Here is an 18,184-nt window from a genome sequence, read left to right on the forward strand (position 1 = left end):
GCTTTGTTGTCCTTGGGGCGCGCGTGCTGCATGTTAAGGGTTGTTAAGCATCGGACCATCCACCGCAAAATCAAAATCATCTATGTCGTACACATGTACAGGAACGGAAGCTTCAATAATTCGGTGAATCCAGTCCAGTTGATCAGTCAAAATAGGTAATTCCTCACGCTGGGCTGTTAGCACCAATTCAGTCTCGATTGGATCAAAATATTCTCCGTAATGCGCAGTATCGACGGCATTAATGACGATCAGCGAGGTGTTGGCGTCGAACAGGATGGGCAAGCTTTTGGCCCAGGGCATCTGAAGCGCACGCCGGATTTTTTTCTGATTCAAAGGTTCCTCAAAATAGCTGATCAGTTCGCTTACCTTTCGCTTCACATGCTGATCGTCCGCAGGATTATCCATGAGCGGTTCCGTGCTATCCTGAAATTCGTATAGCTCCAGCAACGATGTGTAAGGCACTATATATTCCACAGGGGCGGGAGTTGTAAGCAGTTGGCCATATATGGCAACCATTACAGCTTCCGTTACAAATTGTCGGGACATCGGTCAGGCCTCCTGCATTTACCAAATTATGCGATAAGAGTATAACACAAAGTGGGACTGAAATTCAGTCCTTCATGCAGATTGCTCCGGTTCATTCGTTTTTTACGTTGACTGTCTTTTTCGATCTTATGTCTGCCGCTGGTCAAATACGTTTTTTTATGGATAGCATCTGCCAGCGGCCAGACAAAGGATACGCTGGGAAGCCTAAGTGCGTCCAATTAACAGCGACAGCAGCCCAGCGGCGATGAGTGGCCCCACAGGAACGCCTTTGAAGAAGGCGACACCAATTACAGTTCCAATAAGCAAACCGGTCACAATGATGGGCTGTCCAGACATCAGGGTTACTCCGCGGCCGCCAAGGTAGGCTACCAGGATGCCAATGGCAATAGCGAGCAGCGACTTCCAGTGCAGGAAGGACTCCATCACCTGGCTAATACTGATTTTACCGCTGGCCAGAGGGGTCATCACACCAATGGTTAGAATGATGATCCCGATCGTCAAGCCATACTTTTCAAGCCAGGGGAAAGCAGTATGAAAATGGGTTACCCGAAGTAGCAGTAGTATGACCATGGCAATGGTGACGGTGGAGTTGCCGCTGATAATTCCAAGACCAGCCAGTACCAGCAGGATGAGTGAACTGTAATCCATATATGTGTTCTCCTTAGTTCATTTAGCTTTGAATATGCTCAGCAATTTGGCGACCGTGCCAGCGGCCTGTTTCGATGAACACCTCGTTGGCATTGCTGCCGGAAGCGATGACACCCGCCACATATATACCCGGTATATTGGTCTCCATCGTGGAAGGATCATATTCCGGTTTGTCCAGATCCTCAGCCATGTGGACACCGACAGACTCTAGCAGCTTCCGTTCCGGGTGAAACCCGGTGAGTGCCAGTACAAAATCATTTTCGAGTCGGAAAGCTGCTGTCTCCAACGGGGTGACCACTACATGATCCGGATGAATCTCAGTGATGCGGGCGCCCAGATGGAGCGTGATTTTCCCTTTTTGCACCATACTGTCAAACAGTGGACGAACCCACGGCTTAATGTATTCAGACAGCTCGGTTCGGCGATACACCATGTCAATGGAAGCCCCGACACGTACGAGTTCCATCGCTGCATCCACCGCAGAATTGCTGCCGCCGATGATTGCGACCCGCGTGCCGGTGTAGGGATGGGCTTCACTGAAATAATGAGTAACTTTATCTAATTGTTCCCCGGGAATGCCCAAATAGTTCGGGTGATCAAAATATCCTGTAGCCACGACGACATAGCGTGACGAATACGTTTTGGCTATTCCCTGCTTGCTCACCGTATGTACAGTAAATGTACCATCATCCTGTCGTGTGATCGTTTTTGCTTCCTCGTAATGACGGACGCTCAGGTTATAATGTGTCGCTACCTTGCGGTAATACGACAGTGCTTCATGACGGTAAGGCTTGTCATTAGGCGTACTAAACGGGACATCGCCAATTTCCAGCAGCTCAGCCGTGCTGAAAAACTGCATGTTCGTCGGGTACAGAAAAATGGAGTGAACAATGTTACTTTTTTCGATAATGACGGTTTGCAAGCCTTTGCGACTGCATTCGATTGCAGCGGACAGCCCGCAAGGCCCGCCTCCGATAATGACTACGTCGTGCATCTCGATGAACCTCCCGTTGTATTGGTCTGTAGCGCCAGTTTTGCAGTAGTATGTAAGAAGTTTCAAAGCGCTAATTCACAAAAAAATTGAAAAGGTGGAACGATTTAATATATGCAATCTCTGCACAAAAGTCAAGTAATATCATCCTACCGCAATGCGTACACAATATCCAGCCGTTTTCAGAAAGAAGTAAAAGATTGATATGATTGACATACATTTTTAATAAACATATAATTAGATATATATCTATTATGATGTGTTTATTTTATTTTTACGGTAAACATACGGAAAATATGTAGTGATGAAAAGAGGGGTTAACGATGCAACTGGATAAAATGGTAAATTATCATAAAGCGCTTGCCGATCCTACGCGTATGCGTATATTGCTGCTCTTGTCACGTGGAGAGATGCATGGTCAGGCGTTGGCGGAAAAACTGAATTTATCCCAACCGACTGTCACGCATCATGCTTCCAAGCTTCGTGAGGCGGGGCTAATCAAGGAGCGACGTGATAAGAATACGTTATATTTCACACTGAATCCTGAACTGATCCGGCAGCATGCCGAGGCGACAGTGCGGTTTATTTTTGAAAAAGGAGAGGGTGAGGAAGAGATGTCAGAGGTTAATGAAACGCTGGAAGCGACAGTCTCGCGTAATTTTTTTTCCAAGGACGGCAAGCTGCGTCAAATTCCCTTCCAATACAAGAAAAAGCTGATCGTGCTTCAAATGCTGGCAGAAAAGCTGGAGCCGGGCCGCGTGTATCCTGAACGTGAGCTAAACGAGTGGATTAAGCAGTATCATGAGGATTTTGCGACAATTCGGCGTGAGCTGATTATGCATCAGTTTATGTACAGGGAACGTGAAATGTATGAATTGAATCCACATGAGATGTGGACACGCTGGGATCAAGTGCGCTAAAAGAAACTTGAAAGGATTAAAAAAAAGGTTTGCGGCATACTTGACAGACGAATTGTGGACTTATATGATTAAAAAAATTTTAGGAGGAGGCGATGTTATATGCGTACGAACATGAATGGATGGGTTCAGCAGCAGTATGACGTTGTCTCCCGCACGGATGATGCACAGTAGAAGACTATATGGAATAAGTATAGTTTTTACACGGCATTCGGTTGAGCAGTAGACCGATGAAATCCGCAGGGAGTGATTCCCTGCGGATTTTTTTATGATTAGGGTCTTGGGATAGCCTTGGCTTGAATTATACACCCTCCGCAGGGGTTTTCCCTGCGGATTTTTTGCGTTTTTTGCTCGCGGGAGAGAACATTTACAAGCACCGAGTAACACGAAAATAAAAAAGCATCAACTTTTAACATCAGCAATAAACGATGATTCACAGGAGGAGAACAATGAGCATACATGAATACGGTTGGTCTGATTACTGGAACGGTTTTTGGGATCAATGGAAGCAAAGCTTTGGAGAACACGCAGAAAATACACAGGTACGCCCTGCCCGTCTGATTGCCGATTACGGTCAAAAAGTAAAGCTTATGACTATGGATGGAGAACGCTGGGGAGCTGTTTCCGGCAAGCTGAGACATGCTATTGTCGATCCGGCGGAAATGCCGGCTGTAGGGGATTGGGTAGCTGTCACTTTGCCTGATGGAGTCTCGGACGCAGTGATTCATGCCGTGCTGCCACGTAAAAGCCGGATATCTCGGCAGGCTGCGGGCCTTGAGACGAAGGAGCAGCTGATTGCGACTAATGTAGATACCCTCTTTCTCGTCAATGCACTGAATCACGATTTTAATGTGCGCAGGCTGGAGCGGTATCTAATTATGGCGTGGAACAGTGGGGTTGATCCGGTCGTTGTGTTGAGCAAAAGCGATCTTTGTTTCGATGTGGAAGAACGGGTGGCAGAAGCGGAGGGGGTTGCGCCTGGTGTGCCTGTCATCGTTATTTCCGCTTTGCAGAACGAAGGGAGAGAGCAGTTGGAGGCGTTTCTTCAACCCGGACGCACAGTTGCCTTGACAGGCTCATCCGGCAGCGGCAAATCAACAATTGTGAACTGGCTGTCCGGGGCCGAAGTTCAGCTTACACAGGATGTGAGGGAAGAGGACAGTCGGGGGCGCCATACGACAACCCACCGACAGTTGTTCCCCATATTAAAGCAAGCCGTTCTGCTGGATACGCCGGGAATGCGTGAACTGAATCTGTGGGATGATTCCACTGGGGTTGCTAATACCTTCGCGGATATTACGGAAATGGCACAAAAATGCCGTTTTGCAGACTGCAAGCATCAGGGAGAAGTGGGATGTGCGGTAGAGGAAGCTGTGCAGCGTGGTGAGCTATCTGAATCTAGGGTGAACAGCTATCGCAAAATGCAGCGGGAGCTGGAGTATCAGGCACGTAAAGAAGCAGATCGGCGGAAAAAGGATCAACGTTCAAGCACAAATCAGGGCCGAGTCGGTAATCGAAGTGGCTGGAGACGTGATGTGGAGTGGTGAGATGAGATGAGATGAAGAAAGGTTATTTGTAAAAATCACAAGAGAATCTGCGGTGTGGTCGGCATATCCTGTAGAGGGGTGAGTATATGCCGAATTATAGTATTGTGGTGAGTTTGTCGGATCGTCGTCTGTATTTAAAAGATGGAGATCGGACTGTACTTAGTTATCCGGTCGGTATTGGTAAAATTGCTACACAGACGCCGTATGGACAATTTACCATCATCAACAAACAGCCCAATCCTGGCGGCCCCTTCGGAGCGTTCTGGATGGGGCTGTCCAAGCCGCATTATGGCATCCACGGCACCAATGAGCCTTGGTCCATTGGCAAGCTGGTGTCGCATGGTTGCATACGTATGCAGAACAAGGATGTGCTGGAGCTTCAGGAAAAGGTGAGCATTGGCACGCCGGTCACCATACAGCCTTAGTGACCGACAAGCCGCTCTGTGACCTTTACGGTTTTTCTGTCTATATTTCATTGCCTGTTATTTCGACATAACTGTCGCTTTGTAGATGTACAGGGGTGCGATTGGCAGCTCGCTCATCCAGGGAGGACATATTCTGGTTCGGGTTGCCGGTAAGTGTAGGCGCGGGCCTCAGCCTCATGTTGGGCTATACTGCGGGTAGAGGCTTTTTCTCTGCTGCATGCAGACAGAATTGTCAGCAACAACAAAGTGTATAAAAGGTTCCAGCCTACTTTATCCAACAGGTTGCTTACATGTTTAAACCACAAGCGGAATGGTTAAAAATGGATAGTCTGATCATTCCCTTGAAATGCAGGGGTAGCATGTTGTAAAGGAGCCTGAGTCATATGTCCATTGACCGTTTTATCCTGAAAAAGCTGGACAACTGCCGGGAAGAGCATACACGCGCTAATTTAGTGGAGCTGTTTAGAATACGAATTGAGAAGGCGCAGCAGTTGGAACGAGGCAGCAAAAAAAGGTTATCGCAAAAGAAAACTATAAGCAGATTGCTATAAAAAGATAGGTTCGGCTAGTTACATGTATCATGATTCAAAGCCGCTGATACAGAGAGGGTGCAAAGTCACTCTCTCTTTTTTGCTATGATTTCGGAACAAAAAAAAGTCCCTCTTAGTAGAGGGACAGTGCCAATGAATCATTTTCACTAACGCTATGCAGGATGGCTTCACAACCAACAATTTCTATACTGATCAAAGAGTTAAGACATTTTTGAAGGGCACGCTTGCCTCTGGAGATTTTGTTCTCCAAAGTGTTGCTAAGAAGTTTTAATGTTTTTTGTACAGGTTGTTTGTTTTCTTGGTTGAAGTATACGGGAATACGTTTGTTTTGAAATGTAATTAATGTTCTCACAAAAATCACCTCGCTTGAGTTATTTCATGGCTTTATTGTAGAGCCCGTTTCTTAAAATTACCTTAAAAACACCTTATAAAAACATAAAGGTCTGAAAAATTTACAAAGTGTTCACAATACTCTGGTAAACAATCGAATTTGGTTTAACCCATCGACAAAATGACGTATATGCGAATTCTACAAAACTCTGAAAATATAGTTTATTGATTCATATGACTCTTTTAAGATATAAAAATACAACTAAAGTCATGATTTTATAGTGCGAGTGGGTATTTTGTAACAAATTGACAGTCTAATAGGTGGATGCTACAGTTACGATAGCCATGTTTTCATAGAAAATAGGCTCTTTGTGTGAGCTTTACTGTTTATATTAAGGATCGGGAGGGATGACAGATGATCCTGACCGTGCTTTCGGGACGACAGGAAACAGAGTGGTTTGACATCGAGGTGGCTGATGAATACTCGGTAGATCATTTGAAGCTGATGCTGGGTGTGCGTATTTTTGGTGAGTCTCCGGCAGAAGGAATGCAATATATTATGGAAGCAAAATTCCCGGAGGGGCTTTGGTTCAGAGTGGATGACGACCAACTGCTGATCGGAGCGGGTCTGCGGGAAGGCTGTACGGTGCGTATTCAGCGTGCTTTTTCGACAACCCGGGACGAAGCTCCTGTATATGGACGGCGTTCGTTGTTTCAAAGTGAAAAAAATGGGTAAATACACACATGAAATTATATGAAACCTTGGTAAAATGAAATAGTAAGCAAAAAGGGGGACTTTTGTCTTGAATGTATTATACCAGCGCTCCCCGAGATTAAGACCGGCGCTCCGAGAGGAGAAGCTGGAGATTTTACGGCCTCCGGCTGAGCCGAGTAAGCCGTCTTTTTCCATTATATCTATACTTATTCCGTTAATGATGACGTTGGTAACGATTGGTTTTTACGTATATATGAGCAAAACAGGCAAGATGGGCAACAGTAACTACCTGATGTTCCAGATGGTTACTGTGGTCATGATGCTTACATCCTATACCATTCCTTTTTTTGTGTATTTGAGCAATAAGAAGGAGTATAAGCGCAAGCTGGAGGAACGTGACCGGATGTATCGGGAACAGCTCCAGAAGCATCGGGAAGAGCTTGAATTGAAGCGCGAAGAGCAGATTCGCACGCTATATGAAATTCACGGTGACCCGCAAATCTGCGCTCAAATCGTAAAAAACCGTAGCAGCTCTCTCTGGGAGCGTTCGCCGGAAGATGAGGATTTTTTGCAAGTGCGTATTGGAACCGGACAAGTTCCGTTTCATATCAAGCTGCAAATCCCACGCCCGGACGGCTATGACCGAGACCCGTTGCTGGGAGCTGCGGATGAATTGGGGGAAGAGTTTCGTCTGGTGGATGCTGCTTCCATTGCCTTGCCGCTGTTTCAATCCAAGGTAGTTGGACTGGTTGGAGAGCGAGAGCATACTCTTGCAGCATTAAGAGTGATTCTGGCACAGGTGACTGTCCGTCACTCACCAGATGAAGTGAAAATCGCTTCTTTTTATGATGAGCGTGAGGAAAGTGAATGGAATTGGATGCGTTGGCTTCCGCATGTGTGGGACGATGACAGAACTGGGCGGATGATGTCAGACCGCAGCAGTAGCGCCCATCAATTGGCCGACTTTCTGTTTGCCAGATTGAACCGCCGTAAAAACAACCGCAACGAACGTCATGGAAAAGGGATGGAGGTCCCTTGTTATGTGGTTGTTTTATCAGATAGCCAGCTCATTGAAGAAGAACCGCTGCTCCCGTTGCTGTTGGAGGACGGACGGGCAATTGATGCGTGTACCATCGTTCTGGCTTCCCGAAAGGAAGCTTTGCCGATGCAATGTCAGCTTATCGTGGAGGCTTCCAAGGAGCAGGGCGTATATGCTCGCAAATCGGAGTCACCGGAGGTTGAACAGCAAAGTTTTAAACCTGATCGTCTGTCGAGAGAGGAAGCAGATGCATTGGCGCGGTATATGGCTCCTATTCGCTTGAAGCGTTCCTCGGCTTCGGATATTCCCTCTGTGCTGCCACTGTTCGATATGATGAGCGTAGCGGGTGTGGAAGAACTGGACGTGTCAGAACGGTGGCGGCGCAACCGCTATCCTGATACATTACCTGTACCTATGGGTGTGCGGGCAGGCGGCAAGAAGATCATGATTAATCTGCATGATAAAATCGAGCGCCAGGGACACGGTCCGCACGGTTTGATCGCCGGTACGACAGGTTCAGGGAAGAGTGAGGTTATTCAGTCCATCGTAGCTTCCCTTGCTGCTGAGTTTCACCCGCATGATCTTGCGTTTATGCTGATTGACTACAAGGGTGGCGGCATGTCCAATACGTTCGTCAATTTGCCGCATGTGGTGGGCACGATTACGAATTTGGACAATAACCTGATCGAACGCGCCAAAATATCACTAAAAGCAGAACTGGTCCGCCGACAAAAAATATTAAACGATGCGGGCAATTTGCAGCATATTGATGAATATTACAGATTGCTCCGGCAGCGGCACGCACAACCGCTGCCTCATCTGGTTATTATTATTGATGAATTTGCACAATTAAAACGGGATCAACCCGAGTTCATGGATGAGCTAATCAGTATTGCCGCCATTGGACGGACATTGGGTGTCCATCTGATTTTGGCGACCCAAAAGCCTGCTGGTGTTGTGGACGATAAAATCTGGAGTAACTCTAGGTTCCGTATCTGCTTACGGGTGCAGAGCGAAGGCGACAGCCGTGATATGTTGAAAATACCGAATGCTGCATGGATCACGAAGCCGGGACGAGGGTATTTTCAGGTCGGCAGTGATGAGGTGTTTGAAGAAATGCAGTTTGCCTGGAGTGGTGCCCCGTATGTAGGCAACAGTGATATTTCTTCCGCACTGCCCGTTCATGAGGTGAGACTGAACGGCAAGCGTGAAGCGCTGCTGACTGGCGGCGAACGGGCAAACTCAGGCTTAAAAGGGGAAGAAGCTCCCAAACAGCTTCAGATATTCATTGATTATATTGCAGAAGAAGCTGTCAAGGCAGGGATCAAACGGCTTCAGGGACCGTGGCTTCCACCGCTGCCTGAATTGCTGGATTTAACTGACTTGTCTCCATGCGCAGAAACGGACAGTCCAACATCGCCTCAAGAGCTGAAGGCGGTCATGGGTCTGGTTGATGATTTGCCGAACCAGCGACAGGAGCCGATTTATGCATCACTGGATCATGGTCATTGGGCAGTGTATGGTATGCCGGGAATGGGTAAAACGACCTTTTTGCAAACAATGCTAATGTCGGTGGCTCAGCGCTTTCATGCGAACCGTTGGAACGGTTACATCATTGATATGGGGCGAACGATGCGCGACTTTGGGGAACTTCCCCAGATCGGTGCTGTTATGATGGCAGAGGAGGACGACCGGATCAAGCGGTTGTTCCGTTATCTGTTCAAGCAGGTGGCTGTACGTATGGAAATGATTTCCGAAACTGGTGTCAAAACAATAAGCTCTTATCGACGTTCTGCTGTGGAGGATGTGCCACAAATTATCGTAGTCATTGATGGCTACCTTAATTTCCGTAATGCTTATCCAGATGAAAATGAGCTGCTGGAATCTCTTTTGCGTGAAGGTGGCAGTCTCGGTATTACATTTATCATTACAGCGAATCGGATTACCGATGTGTTTGAGAAGTTCCGCAGTAATATTGCGAACGCTGTTTCTTTTGAAATGTCTGACCCGAGTGATTATTATTATGCAGTAGGACGACCAGCCAAAACACTGGGGCCTTTAATTCCGGGTCGGGCTTTGGTCAAAGGGCATATCCCGCCGCTGGAGTTCCAGACGGCGTTGCCTTCACCCGGAGAAGATGAAACGGAGCGTTCAGCTATGTTGCGCCGCAACATAGCTGGTATCGTACAGGAATGGAAGGGCAAAAACGCTCCAGCCATTCTTCCGTTGCCCGAGCGAATCCCGTTGGCGGAACTGCTTCAGCAATGGGACCGGACGAGCGGGCCTTCGGGCGCGCTTCCTTATGAGGTGCCTGTAGGGCTACAGAGTGACGATCTGGAGCCTTTCTTACTGAATCTCAAGGAAGGTCCTAATTTTATCGTCGGTAGTCCTATGGAAGGAGGGAAAACCTCTTTCCTGATGAGCTGGATCATATCGCTGGCTTATTACACATCGCCAAGTCAATTGGAAGTCTATACGGTCGATACCCGCTACGGAGGCGGGGGACTATCACGATTGCGGCATCTTCCTCATGTCAAGGCTGCTGCTGAAAGCGAGGAAGAGCTTGGTCCATTGGTACAGCAAATGTATGATATCGTTCAACAGCGGAACAAGGAGGGGAATGATCCCGAATTGCTGCTGGTCATTGATGATGCGGATATGCTAAGCAAGCAATTGAACGATTTTACGATAAAGGATCAGCTCTCCGCCATTGTACGGTTGGGGCGTGATCGCAATGTGCATGTCGTGCTGTCGGGCGTGCCATCTGATTTCCCAACCTTTGGCGTAGACTGGTTTAATGATGTTAAGGCGAGTCAAAGCGGTATGCTTTTCGGAACACTGGATTCGAATGATTTATCGTTCTTTCGTATCCCCTATTCAGAAGCGAATACCACCGCTGGTGGCCTAAAAGTCCTACCCCCTGGGCAGGGATACTACGTACGACGCAAATTTACCAGGATAAAAGCGGCAATTCCCTTCTCAGAGCAAGTGAACTGTGAGGATTGGATAACGGAAATTCGTGACCGATGGCATGTTGTAGTTTGAAGGGAGGTGGCTCATAATGTTAACGTTTCAAGCTTCCAAGCAGAAGTTAATAACCCTCAAGTCGAAGGAACTGTTTTTCCTGGCAGGCGTTCTGGGTTCTGACAGACTGCTTGGGGTGGAAGATCCGTTTAAGGGCTATCTGGCAGAAGAGTTGGCAGAAGAGTGGGAGCAGGTAAAAGCTTCTCTTCTGGAAAAGGGTTATTTAAAGCGGGTAGACGAGGGAACTGAGTTGGCCATGCCCCCTACCGTTTTTTCGAGGGTTGCTATCGCGGGATTATCTAACCGGGCTTGCCATATACGCTATTCGCGGGGCGGTAAGCAGTTCGAAGGTTACCTCCATTGCACAAACGAGCGTGTCGTGGAGCTAGTAAAATCCGTTGATGAACCCGATGAGTACCGCCTGTATGATCTGGGTAATGTGGAGAAGGCTTGCGAGACAGTGATTGATAAAATGGGCTGGGGAGATCGGCTCGTGCCTGAATCTCCCGCGCTTATGTTCTCCAAGCAGGCATTTCATGAAATTTACAAGCAATCTGCAGAAGACAGTGTTGCTCAGATTAAAAGCAAACTGACCAAGGCGAGCGGAGATGCAGAGGGGTCTGTGAGACTTGCCCAGTCATTGAGTTCCCGTATAGCTGAAGGAGAACTGCAATTGCTGGTCTGGAACGGCAGGGAGTGGGAATCACAGCGGGTTGCGTTTGTCCTGTGTCCAACGATGAACTGGATATTTCGTATGAGCTCTAATGGGAACGGAGATTGGCTTATTGCAGCCATGGCATCAAGAGATCAGTTTGTGGATTTATTATTAAATTGGCTGCGACAGTCAGCAGTAACTGAAGAAGCGACAGAAGAAGGGTGATGGATATGCGCATTCGAGTTGAACCGGATGTGCTTCGGGGGCTTAGCGGGCAGCTACAGCATGCGGCGGAGCAAATTCAACAGTTAACAGCAGGGTTGGAGCAGGCGTTACAATCCATGGATTGGGATGTATCTACACGTGAGACGGTCTTGAATCATTGGATGCAGGCCAAGCGAATGTCGGAGCAGATACATGCTTACCTCCATACATCAGGTGCACAATTGAACCAAAAGGCAGAACAGTTCCAGTCTGTTGACCACAACCATCATACAATTCTGTCATTTGCGAGCCAGCCATTAGGACGACCCGTCACAATGCTGGATTGGTCGAATCAGCAGTCGCCGTCTATTTTGCCCGGGCAACCTTCAGAAGGAAGCGGTCCGATTTCGGACCCGCAGTCTGTCGTGCATGCCATTGCTGGTGTACAGTCGTCGGATGCAGTTACGCTGAATCAGGATATTTTGAAGCAGGCGTCTTCCAGCAATCCGCAGGAATGGTATTTTGTTGACCCGGCTATAGTTAGGGATCAGCCTGTCGCTTAGTAGATTCTCGGGACTTATTATAATTAGGACCTTCGCCTTTTGTGGAAAATTAAATAAACATAGTACAATTTGAACCAGTTAAACAAAACATTTATTATCATCAAGGAGGACTTATGATATGGCAGGACGTATTTTAATTACCCCGGAACAGGTCGATCAGGTAGCCAATCAATTTAAACAAAGCGGTGAACAAAGCCAGCAGATCGTTTCCAGCTTGACACAATCCATCTCAGGCATGGAAGGTCAATGGGAAGGTATGACCAAACAACGCTTCTTTCAAGAGTTTCAGGAAGCCAGCAAACAAATGCAAGCTTTCGTAACGACTTTGAACAGCATCAGCCAAGAACTGACGGCTATCGCTAATAAATTCCGTACGGTTGACCAAACGAAGTAAGATGCGAGATAAGCATCACCTTATAATATACCACTCCATGAAGAAGCAATATATATGAACCATTTCTTGTGGTTTGTACATTTGGTATAGTGGTTATCAGGAAAAAACCGGGCGATCTTCGGACACCCGGTTTTCTTGCCATCCACAGATTGCATATAATAAGGTGAGGAAACTAGCATACTGAACGATGTAAGGAGAGGGATGTTCCATGTCTTTTCAACCGAATCCGGGAGACGAATTGATCATAAACGGCACAGCCTATGTGGTTGGGCGGCATCCTGCTGCACCCGGTTTGGCTTATGCTCAAGCAGGGCGGCAGGGGATCGTATACCAGCTGAATGCTAAAAGCGGAGTGCCACATGAGGCTAAAGCCCTTAAAGTGTTTTTTCCAAAGTTCCGTATCCCGGCTATGGTTTATCAATCAGAGCATATGGAAGCGTACGGGGATATCCCCGGGTTGCAGGTATGCAAGCGTGTTGTGCTCACTCCAGAAAGAAACGGAAGTCTGATCGCCGAGCAGCCTGATTTGCTATATGCAGTGCTGATGCCATGGATTCATGGGACAACATGGTTCGATTGCCTCATAGCTCAGCAGCAGCTTGAGGCTTCCGATAGTCTGGCTTTGGCCAGAGCGCTGGCAGGGATCGGCTCAGCTATGGAGCAAAAAGGATTGGCGCACTGTGATTTATCTGCGCCGAATGTCATGCTTCCGTTTTTTTCTGAAGTGGAACTGCCTGAAGGCACATCAGCTGTAGAATGGGTCGATGTGGAGCAAATGTACAGTACCAAAATGGATCGTCCGGATGCTCTATTAGCAGGATCGCCGGGGTATGCTGCGCACCGTACCGTTCACAGCGGGTTATGGAGCGCGTATGCGGATCGTTTTGCAGGGGCCGTTATTATCGGTGAAATGCTGGGATGGTCAGACCGTGTGGTGGTCGATAAAGCATGGGGCGAAAGCTATTTTGACCAGCATGAAATGCAGACGCCTTGCGAACGTTATTATATTTTGCGCAAGTCGCTGGAATCACGCTGGGGAAGCAAGCTGGTGGAGCTGTTTAGCCGTGCCTGGGACAGTCAGGATTTGAGCAGTTGCCCTACCTTTGGTGAATGGCTGGTCGTACTCAATGCACTTACCGAGCAAGAGATTCCTGTTGAAGTAGACACGGTGGAAACCAAGGCGACAGAGGCAGCAGCATTAGCTACTGGTGAGTCCGGGGAAGCTGCAGCCTCCTTGGTTGCACCACTCCAAGCGGAACAAGCTGCGATACTGAACCAGGTGGCCCAGGAGCAAGGTGAGCGTGGGGTGACGGACAAGCTGTTCCGGCAGGCGCGTGAACTGGAGAAGCAAAACAAGCCTGCTGCGGCCCTGGAGGTATATCGGTCGTTGTATCATTTTGTAGAAGACGACAGCCCTCTGCATGTGGAGGTATCGGCTGCCATTATGGGGCTGGAGGAGCAGTTGAACCCCAAGCCGCCTGAGCAGCCGGAAAAATCAGCAGCCTGGTTTCGCTCCAAAACGTTCATTGTCACAACGGCGGCGGCTGTCGTTCTGTTGGCCGTTGGCATTCCAGCCGTGAATATTCTGGCGGATCAGTCCAATCAGCGACAAATCGAGGCAGTCAAACAGGAAGAAGCCGCAAAGGCGGCGGAAGCGAGGCTGGCTGCTGAACAGGAGGCTGCTCAAAAGGCACTGACGGAGAAGCAACGGCAGGAAGCTGAACATCAGGCCAAACAGCAGGCTCTTACTGCCCAAAAGCAGCAGGAAGAGCAGAAAAAACAACAGGCCCTTGTAGCTCAGCAGGTAAAATATGAAGCCTACCTCGCTCAAAAGGAACAAAACAAGCAGACAAGCGCCAAACTGGCAAAGCAAAAAGCGTATGATCAGCAGGCAAAGTACGAAAAATATTTGGCTTGGAAAAAGGGTCAGGCTGCCCGAGCAGCGCAGGAAGAGACAGCACGTAAGGCGGCGGCAGAGGCGAAGAAAAAGCAAAAAACATCCATTCATGCAAGTAACAAACAAAATGTTCTCCAGCTTATTTCCCTGTATAACAAGGCATATGCCTCTCAGGAGGGCGGGAGCACGGCGAAGGCGAAGGGTTTTGCCAATCGTTTTAGAGCATTATATGATAGTAATCCATCCTATTATCGTTCGGTAGGCGAAGTCGGGTATCGCGCTTCCTCTATCTATAACTTTTTAGGCGATACGAATTTCAGACTACCTAAAATTTAATTATTCATAATTTAAGATATGGATTGAATGGCAGAAGTTTGATAGAAGCTAACTGAGGGGAGCGTGTGCAAACGATGAATTATACCATACAGGCTTCACAGCGTACCCCCGCCCTGATCATTTACCTGATTGACATTAGCGCGTCAATGAACATGCTTATGGACGGGCGGCGGCGAATTGATGTCGTCTACGAAGCCATATCACTGGCGATTCGGCAGATGGTTTTCCGTTCGACTAAGGGGAACCGGCTGACTGCACGCTATCGGATTGCGATTTTGGCTTATAGTGACGACGTATATGATCTGCTCAACGGTGTGAAGGGGATTGATGAAATTGCGGCGCTGGGTTCGTTGCCCGATTTGACGCCCAAACGCTTTTCAGATTCGGCAAAGGCTTTCTTGCAAGCCGAGCGTATTTTACAAACGGAGCTGCCGGGGATGCAGGATTGCCCTGCGCCTTTGGTTTGTCATATGACGGATGGTGTTTCTACAGGTGATGATCCAGAACCGATTGCCAAGCGTATTATGAGTATGAGCGTACCGGACGGCAATGTACTGGTGGAAAACATATTTTTATCGGACAGACTACTGGAAACGCCTATTCAGGACCCCCGCCGCTGGAAAGGTCTTACGCATAATACGCCGTTACAGGATGAACATGCTGTGAAATTGCGTAATATGTCTTCTGTACTTCCTGAAAGCTATCGGGAAATGCTGTATGAGGCAGATTATCAGCTAGGTGAGGGAGCAGTTATGATGCTGCCTGGAACCTGTCCAGAACTGGTGTCCATCGGTTTTCAAATGTCGGCCGCAACGCCTGTACGGTAAGGAGGAAAACGCATGAATCCACTGCTGTCTCTGCTCCCCACGAGCAAAAGGAAGGGAATAAATGCACGGCTGGCGCAGCGTTTTGCCTACATCAGCTCTCAGACGGGTGATCAGCCACTATCGACTCATCATAGCCGTTTTATGTGCCGTTACGGTTACGGGAGATCTGCTGAATCTGCCAGTATGGGTGAAAGCGGACAGGATTTCGCCGCAGTGCGTATTCATAAATCTGTCTGTTGTTTTGTTCTGTGTGATGGTGTCGGACTTAGTTACCAGGGAGATTTTGCAGCCCGCTATTTGGGTTCCTCTTTGCTGGATTGGATGGAACAGGGGCAGGAGCTGTCTGCGGATAAACTGGGGCTATACCTCGAACGGTTGGCAGGCACAGCTGCGGAGGAACTGGATCGGCAGCCTTTGCAGCATGAATCGGGCTTGATGCGTTCGGTGTTGGAGGATAAACGTCGTCAGGGAAGCCAGTCGATGTATATTTGCGGTAAAATCGAACTGCCAAAGCGCGGCACCCGTGGGCGTCTCAGACTTGCCTGGCAAGGAGATTCACGATTGCGGCTGTGGAACGGGACGGAGGAGATCAGCGAATTATTTAATCATACCTTTTCCACAGCGGAACGCTGGTCCACAAGCCGTGGGCCGATTGGAGGTAAGCCTCATTGGTACGAAAGAAGCATACCCGCAGATATGCCGATGAGATTACAGGTATATAGTGACGGATTATCCGATTTGGACCCTATTCGTGAGCCTGTCCCAGATGAGCAGGTACAGGTTTTGCTGGATGCCTCCCATACCGGAGGGCTTGATGATGATGCTGCATTTATTGAATTGCAGTGGTAAACGGAAAAAGACAAGGACGTTATGCATCCATACTGATGGTTGTAAAACGTCCTTTTTGGATGAATACTATAGAAAGAAACTAACGGTCAGCAAGAAAGCAGAAGAAATACTGCGATAATTGATGTTTTATTAGTCTTTTTCTCAAATATCGCAAAGGAATAACAAAAAAATGCGCAAAAGTGGTGATTATAAAGTAACCCTTTTTGGGTAATCTTGTGATTATACAGGATACTGAAAGGGAGCGATCATATGAGCTATACACTGGCAGGAGGCGCACGCTTTGAAGGCAAAACGGCTCTGATCACGGGGGCTGGTTCTGGTATTGGCAAGGCAACGGCTATTCAAATGGCCAGAGAGGGAGCGAATGTCGCACTTTTTGATGTCAGTAATGAACGGATTGTAGAGACGGAGAGAGAGATTAATGCTATACGTGAAGGGGCTGCTCGGGCTTTTGACGTGGATATTGCCGATCCGGTGCGTGTGGAAAAAGCGGTCTTGGAAGCGGTTGAGTTGTTTGGCGGGCTGCATATCATTTTTGCCAATGCGGGGATTAACGGGGTTGTCGGACCGATTGAGGATTTGAGCATTGAGGATTGGCGGCAGACGCTGTCTACGAATCTGGATGGTACTTTTCTGACGGTGAAGTATACCGTACCGCATTTGAAAAAAAACGGTGGCGGCAGCATTATCATTACCAGCTCTATTAATGGAAATCAGCGTTTTACCAGCTTTGGAATGTCAGCCTACAGTACGTCCAAGGCAGGTCAAACCGGATTTGCTAAAATGGCTGCGCTGGAGCTGGCCAAGTTCCGTATCCGTGTCAATGTCATCTATCCGGGGGCTATCTCGACCAATATTGACGAAACGACGGAGAAATCCGAAAGGCTAAAGCAGATTACCATCCCTGTTCAGTTTCCCGAAGGAGGGCAGCCGCTGGCTGATGGTCCCGGGCAACCCGAGCAGGTAGCTGATTTGGTAACGTTCCTGGCCTCCGATCATTCGCGTCATATCACCGGTGCACAAATTGTGATTGATGGGGCAGAGTCCTTATTGTTTTAGCACTAAAGAATTCTCTGTGAGGGAAAAATATTTTGTGGTATCCTGAGTGTAACGTCTTGGTTAAGGTGCGAATGTGAAGCTCACATAAAAACCCCGGGTCCTTCGCACCTCGAAATTTGTCGAAAAGTATTCAACCAGCTTACTTCGGTAGAAGTCAATGGTTGATTCAAGCTTTTTTGGCATCGTTTTTTGCTAAAATGTATGGAATTGATATCATTAGAGTATCAATTGCTGTATTTTCGCTGTCGCACTCTATATGAGTGCGTGGATTGAAATTGGACCAGTCGCATCTTTTATGAGGATCACTTTTCGTCGCACTCTATATGAGTGCGTGGATTGAAATATTAAATTGTTCCTTTGATTCGGCTCCCAGGTCAAGTCGCACTCTATATGAGTGCGTGGATTGAAATTCATTCTTCGGCAGTCTCCGCGTCCTGTGAAGGCGCGTCGCACTCTATATGAGTGCGTGGATTGAAATAATTTGGGTGATATGATTAACAAAAACAAAAAAAGTCGCACTCTATATGAGTGCGTGGATTGAAATTTTACATTCTCGACGGCTTCGGTTTCGTTGATCATAGTCGCACTCTATATGAGTGCGTGGATTGAAATCGTCAGGACAAAGTGGGCTTTTCTAACTCTGGTATTGGTCGCACTCTATATGAGT

At 47.9% G+C, this 18,184-nt stretch carries 17 protein-coding genes and 1 CRISPR repeat array; of the genes, 13 read left to right on the forward strand and 4 right to left on the reverse strand.

The genetic code is table 11. The features are described from left to right. Positions 1-33: 33 nt before the first annotated feature. The 3 genes from ACIFO6_RS23450 to ACIFO6_RS23460 all read right to left on the reverse strand — a co-directional run bounded on the left by ACIFO6_RS23450 (position 34) and on the right by ACIFO6_RS23460 (position 2,188). Positions 34-546 (reverse strand): ADP-heptose synthase, encoded by a 513-nt coding sequence (locus ACIFO6_RS23450; protein ID WP_430044383.1) that lies wholly within the window; start codon positions 544-546, stop codon positions 34-36. Between the two features lie 204 nt (positions 547-750). Further along, positions 751-1,194, reverse strand: coding sequence for a DUF441 domain-containing protein (locus ACIFO6_RS23455; RefSeq protein WP_430044385.1), 444 nt, complete (start codon positions 1,192-1,194; stop codon positions 751-753). A gap of 22 nt (positions 1,195-1,216) precedes the next feature. Continuing rightward, positions 1,217-2,188 (reverse strand): YpdA family putative bacillithiol disulfide reductase, encoded by a 972-nt coding sequence (locus ACIFO6_RS23460; RefSeq protein WP_430044387.1) that lies wholly within the window; start codon positions 2,186-2,188, stop codon positions 1,217-1,219. Positions 2,189-2,508: 320 nt separating this feature from the next. Here ACIFO6_RS23460 and ACIFO6_RS23465 point away from each other — a divergent pair, with 320 nt between their 5' ends. The 4 genes from ACIFO6_RS23465 to ACIFO6_RS23480 all read left to right on the forward strand — a co-directional run bounded on the left by ACIFO6_RS23465 (position 2,509) and on the right by ACIFO6_RS23480 (position 5,625). Beyond that, a complete protein-coding gene (locus ACIFO6_RS23465; RefSeq protein ID WP_430044389.1) occupies positions 2,509-3,105 on the forward strand; it encodes a metalloregulator ArsR/SmtB family transcription factor in 597 nt (198 codons plus the stop codon). A gap of 446 nt (positions 3,106-3,551) precedes the next feature. Beyond that, positions 3,552-4,649, forward strand: a complete 1,098-nt coding sequence (gene rsgA / locus ACIFO6_RS23470) for a ribosome small subunit-dependent GTPase A (protein WP_430044392.1) — start codon at positions 3,552-3,554, stop codon at positions 4,647-4,649. Between the two features lie 86 nt (positions 4,650-4,735). Then, on the forward strand, positions 4,736-5,074 hold the full coding sequence (locus ACIFO6_RS23475; protein WP_430044393.1) for a L,D-transpeptidase: 339 nt from the start codon (positions 4,736-4,738) through the stop codon (positions 5,072-5,074). Between the two features lie 383 nt (positions 5,075-5,457). Continuing rightward, positions 5,458-5,625 (forward strand): hypothetical protein, encoded by a 168-nt coding sequence (locus ACIFO6_RS23480; protein WP_430044396.1) that lies wholly within the window; start codon positions 5,458-5,460, stop codon positions 5,623-5,625. A gap of 112 nt (positions 5,626-5,737) precedes the next feature. Here the strand turns inward: ACIFO6_RS23480 and ACIFO6_RS23485 are convergent, their stop codons facing one another. Continuing rightward, positions 5,738-5,977: a hypothetical protein gene (locus ACIFO6_RS23485; RefSeq protein ID WP_081473730.1), complete on the reverse strand. Its 240-nt coding sequence runs from the start codon at positions 5,975-5,977 to the stop codon at positions 5,738-5,740. A 393-nt stretch (positions 5,978-6,370) separates the two neighbouring features. Here ACIFO6_RS23485 and ACIFO6_RS23490 point away from each other — a divergent pair, with 393 nt between their 5' ends. The 9 genes from ACIFO6_RS23490 to ACIFO6_RS23530 all read left to right on the forward strand — a co-directional run bounded on the left by ACIFO6_RS23490 (position 6,371) and on the right by ACIFO6_RS23530 (position 17,517). After that, positions 6,371-6,691, forward strand: a complete 321-nt coding sequence (locus tag ACIFO6_RS23490) for a hypothetical protein (protein WP_430044398.1) — start codon at positions 6,371-6,373, stop codon at positions 6,689-6,691. Between the two features lie 67 nt (positions 6,692-6,758). After that, on the forward strand, positions 6,759-10,754 hold the full coding sequence (gene essC, locus ACIFO6_RS23495; RefSeq protein ID WP_430044399.1) for a type VII secretion protein EssC: 3,996 nt from the start codon (positions 6,759-6,761) through the stop codon (positions 10,752-10,754). Between the two features lie 16 nt (positions 10,755-10,770). Next, the gene (locus ACIFO6_RS23500; RefSeq protein ID WP_430044400.1) at positions 10,771-11,613 is read left to right on the forward strand and encodes a hypothetical protein; all 843 of its coding nucleotides are present in this window, start codon (positions 10,771-10,773) and stop codon (positions 11,611-11,613) included. Between the two features lie 5 nt (positions 11,614-11,618). Further along, the gene (locus ACIFO6_RS23505) at positions 11,619-12,155 is read left to right on the forward strand and encodes a WXG100 family type VII secretion target (protein ID WP_430044402.1); all 537 of its coding nucleotides are present in this window, start codon (positions 11,619-11,621) and stop codon (positions 12,153-12,155) included. A gap of 118 nt (positions 12,156-12,273) precedes the next feature. After that, the gene (locus ACIFO6_RS23510; RefSeq protein WP_013309990.1) at positions 12,274-12,549 is read left to right on the forward strand and encodes a WXG100 family type VII secretion target; all 276 of its coding nucleotides are present in this window, start codon (positions 12,274-12,276) and stop codon (positions 12,547-12,549) included. A 208-nt stretch (positions 12,550-12,757) separates the two neighbouring features. Next, a complete protein-coding gene (locus tag ACIFO6_RS23515) occupies positions 12,758-14,782 on the forward strand; it encodes a hypothetical protein (protein ID WP_430044404.1) in 2,025 nt (674 codons plus the stop codon). A 74-nt stretch (positions 14,783-14,856) separates the two neighbouring features. Beyond that, the gene (locus tag ACIFO6_RS23520; RefSeq protein WP_430044405.1) at positions 14,857-15,609 is read left to right on the forward strand and encodes a vWA domain-containing protein; all 753 of its coding nucleotides are present in this window, start codon (positions 14,857-14,859) and stop codon (positions 15,607-15,609) included. Positions 15,610-15,621: 12 nt separating this feature from the next. Next, positions 15,622-16,458, forward strand: coding sequence for a hypothetical protein (locus ACIFO6_RS23525; protein WP_430044406.1), 837 nt, complete (start codon positions 15,622-15,624; stop codon positions 16,456-16,458). Positions 16,459-16,707: 249 nt separating this feature from the next. Next, on the forward strand, positions 16,708-17,517 hold the full coding sequence (locus ACIFO6_RS23530; RefSeq protein WP_283655697.1) for an SDR family oxidoreductase: 810 nt from the start codon (positions 16,708-16,710) through the stop codon (positions 17,515-17,517). A gap of 244 nt (positions 17,518-17,761) precedes the next feature. After that, a CRISPR array of direct repeats spans positions 17,762-18,129; the repeat unit is 32 nt; unit sequence GTCGCACTCTATATGAGTGCGTGGATTGAAAT. Positions 18,130-18,184: the final 55 nt, after the last annotated feature.

The sequence above is a fragment of the Paenibacillus sp. NRS-1781 genome, assembly GCF_050467745.1.
Lineage (GTDB): Bacteria > Bacillota > Bacilli > Paenibacillales > Paenibacillaceae > Paenibacillus > Paenibacillus terrae_A.